Raw genomic sequence first — 3,495 nt, 5'->3', positions numbered from 1 at the left:
GGTCGGAGGAGGCGATCTCGGCCGAGCCGTCCGGTGACTCTGCGAGCAGCGCGTGGCTCTCGTCGGTGAGCCGGTCGACGACCACGACGAACTCCCGGCCGCGCTGGCCGTCGCGGAGCACGACGAGGCGCTCCTCCACGCTCAGATCGAGGATGTGGATGAGCTCCCCCACCGCGAGGTCGTCGCGGTCCCCGGAGACGGGGTCGACGAGGTAGGAGCGGGCGGGCTGGTCGGCCTCGGTGGACGGCAGGGTGATGACGACCCGGTGGCCGCTGCGGCTCCACGGTCCGAGCTCGGCGTGCTGGTACCGGGACCCGGCGATCTGCGCGGCGTCGGTGCCGTCCGGGCGGACCACCCAGACCTGCTGCTTCACGCCGCCGTCGGTCGCGATGGCGACGGCGAGCCACTCGCCGTCGGACGACCACGTCACCCGGATCACGGGGTCGTCGGACAGTCGGATCCGCACGGGCTCGGGCGGGTCGGCGCCGACGACGACGTCCTGCACGAAGACCTCGGGGGTGCCGTGCCGATCGCTGACGAAGGCGACCCGGCGCGCGTTCCGCGTCATGGTGGGTCCCCACGACCCCCAGGCGGCGACGAGGCGCTCGCCCAGGTCGGCCGCCTGCCGGACGCGGGTCGACGACGCGACGGGTGTCGCGCCTCCCGGCCTCACCGCACCCCCTGCTGCTGCAGCCACATCTCGATGAGGCCGAGCTGCCAGAGCGCGTTCGCGCCGATCTCGGTCCGTGTGCCGTTCGGGTCCTGGAGCATCCGCTCGACGGTACCCGGGTCGAAGAGCCCGCGCTCCCGTGCCTCCGGCGCGTGCAGCGCCTGCCGGACGCGCTCGAGGTACGGGCCCTCGAGCTGCCGGATCGCCGGCACCGGGAAGTACCCCTTCGTCCGGTCGATGACGGCGTCGGGGACGATGCCGCGGGCCGCGCGCTTCATGACGCCCTTGCCGCCGTCGGCGAGCTTCAGCTCCGGCGGGATCGCCCCGGCGAACTCGACGAACTCGTGGTCGAGGAACGGCACGCGCGCCTCGAGGCCCCACGCCATCGTCATGTTGTCGACGCGCTTCACCGGGTCGTCGACGAGCATCGTCATCGTGTCGCTGCGGAGCGCGGCATCGACGCTCGTCTCGGCGCCGGGGACCGCGAACGCGGCGTCCACGAACGCGGACGGGGTGTCGTCGTCGCTCCGCCAGCGCTCCCCGAGCAGGGGTTGCAGGGCCGGCCAGCGGCGGTCCATGAACACCGACCGGTAGGCCTCGGCGGCCTGGTCCCGGGGGACGGAGGCGAGCGGCGGGTACCAGCTGTAGCCACCGAGCACCTCGTCGGCGCCCTGCCCGGACTGCACCACCTTGACGTGCTGCGACACCTCTTCCGACAGCAGGTAGAAGGCGACGCAGTCGTGGCTGACCATCGGCTCGCTCATGGCGCCGATCGCGCCGTCGATGCCGTCGAGCAGACGCGAGGAGGGGATCCGGATGCGGTGGTGGTCGGTGCCGAAGTGCCGGGCGACCTCGTCGGAGTACTCGAACTCGTCACCGGACTCGCCGCCGGCCGACTCGAAGCCGATGCTGAACGTGGCGAGGTCCTGCTGACCGGCCTCGGCGAGCAGGGCCACGACGAGCGAGGAGTCGATCCCGCCGGAGAGCAGCACGCCGACCGGCACGTCGGCGACCATGCGGCGCTCGACCGCGGTGCGGAGCTTCGCGGTGAAGGCCTCCTGCCAGTCCTGGTCGGTCCAGTCGGCCTTGTCCGGGTCGCGCTCGAAGCGGGGTTCCCAGTACGTCTCGTCGCGGGAGGTGCCGTCGCGCTCGATCACCCGGACGGTGGCCGGCGGCAGCTTGCCGACGCCGGACAGGATCGTGCGGGGCGCCGGGACGATCGAGTGGAAGGTCATGTAGGACGCGAAGGCGATCGGGTCGATGCTCGTGTCGACGCTGCCCCCGGGGCCGCCGTTTCCGGCGAGGACCGCGGGCAGGGAGCTGGCGAAGCGGATCCCGCCGGGGACCTCGGCGACGTAGAGCTCGCCGAGGACTGCGAGCTCGGCGTCCGCCTGTCCGCCGACGGCGCCAAGGTCGTCGTCGCGTACAGCCCCGAGGCCGTCACCCGTGAGGAGACCCCGCCCACCTTCGCGTCGCTCCTCAAGCAGCGGACCCGGTGGAACCAGGGCTTCCTGCAGGTCCTCGGCAAGGGCGAGTGGAAGAAGCTCCCGTCGTTCCGGCAGCGGTTCTTCGCCCGGTACATGCTCACGATGCCGTTCATCCAGGCGGCCACCGGGCTCCTCATCCCGCTCAGCGTCCTGATGATCCTGTTCGTCAAGGTGCCGACGGCGATCGCCCTCGTGTCCTTCATCCCCGTCGGGCCGACGCTCATGCTGCTCGCGGTCGAGATCGTCGGCCTGAACGAGTTCGGTCGGCTCTACCAGGAGAAGGTCCGCTTCCGTGACTACGTGAAGCTCGTCCTCGGCCTCGTGCCGTACCAGATCTTCCTCGCCGCGGCGGCGGTCCGGGCCGTGGTCCGGCACGCCAAGGGCCAGAACGGGTGGGAGAAGACCGAGCACACCGGGCAGCACCGCACCGCTGGGCAGCCAGCCGAGGTCGTCGGGTTCGCCAACGCGGTCACCACGCGTGTGCCTGCATCACCCGACCACGCGGACGACCGCGAGCTCGCCACCTCGACCACCGGAGGGAACCGATGAGCGCCAGCATCACGAACACCACCGGCATCCCGATCCGCGGCGCTGTCGCCGGGTCCGGCATCGGCGCGTGGTTCCGTCGGCACGCCGCGAGCCTCGGCTGGCTGCTGCCCGTCCTCGCCGTCACCGTCGTGGTGCAGACGTGGAACATGTCCGGCACCCCGCAGCGCATCGACGACGAGGGCACGTACACGGCCCAGGCGTGGGCGATCACGCACCTCGGCGAGATCACCCACTACACGTACTGGTACGACCACCCGCCGCTCGGGTGGATCCAGATCGCGGGGTACACCTCGCTCACCGGCGCCTTCGCGCGCTACCCGTTCGCCGTCGAGGCCGGGCGCGAGGCGATGGTCTTCTTCGCCGCCGTCTCGAGCATCCTGCTCTTCGTCCTCGCCCGTCGACTCGGGAGCGGCCGGGCCACCGCCGCGGCCGCCGGACTCGTGTTCGCGCTGTCGCCGCTGGCCCTGCAGTACCACCGCACGGTCTACATCGACAACGTCGCGACGCCGTGGCTCCTCGCCGCGTTCGTCCTCGTGCTCAGCCGTCGGCAGCAGCTCGCCGGGTTCGCCGGCGCGGCCGCCTGCCTCGGCATCGCCGTGCTCTCGAAGGAGACCTACCTGCTCGCGCTGCCGTTCCTCATCTGGATCGCGGTGCGTCGGGCCGACCGGAGCACCCGTCGCTACACCCTGAGCGTCGCCGGAGCCGTCCTCATCGTCATCGGTGGCGGCTACCTGCTGCTCGCGGCGGTGAAGGGCGAGCTGCTGCCCGGTGCCGGACGGGTGAGCCTCC

Annotated in this window: 4 protein-coding genes; 2 read left to right on the top strand and 2 right to left on the bottom strand. The window is 71.9% G+C overall.

Annotated features, from left to right (window positions below):
* Both I5E_RS19450 and I5E_RS19445 read right to left on the bottom strand, forming a co-directional pair.
* Positions 1 to 568 (bottom strand): TolB family protein (locus I5E_RS19450; RefSeq protein WP_369007694.1); only part of this gene is annotated, 568 nt, incomplete at its 3' end.
* A gap of 101 nt (positions 569 to 669) precedes the next feature.
* Complete coding sequence (locus tag I5E_RS19445) at positions 670 to 1,986, bottom strand: N-acetylglutaminylglutamine amidotransferase (protein ID WP_261974999.1); 1,317 nt, start codon at positions 1,984 to 1,986, stop codon at positions 670 to 672.
* Between I5E_RS19445 and I5E_RS23945 the strand changes: the two genes are divergently transcribed.
* Positions 1,894 to 2,706, top strand: coding sequence for a glycosyltransferase (locus I5E_RS23945; protein WP_261974998.1), 813 nt, complete (start codon positions 1,894 to 1,896; stop codon positions 2,704 to 2,706). The two genes, I5E_RS19445 and I5E_RS23945, sit on opposite strands and share 93 nt — an antisense overlap.
* Positions 2,703 to 3,495, top strand: a 793-nt coding sequence (locus I5E_RS19435) for an ArnT family glycosyltransferase (protein ID WP_022908455.1), incomplete at its 3' end; no start/stop codon positions are given. The genes I5E_RS23945 and I5E_RS19435, both read left to right, overlap by 4 nt.

Origin of the sequence: Curtobacterium sp. B18 (assembly GCF_000333375.1) — a bacterium.
Taxonomy (GTDB): Bacteria; Actinomycetota; Actinomycetes; order Actinomycetales; family Microbacteriaceae; genus Curtobacterium.
This window is presented reverse-complemented; position numbering and strand designations above follow the sequence as displayed.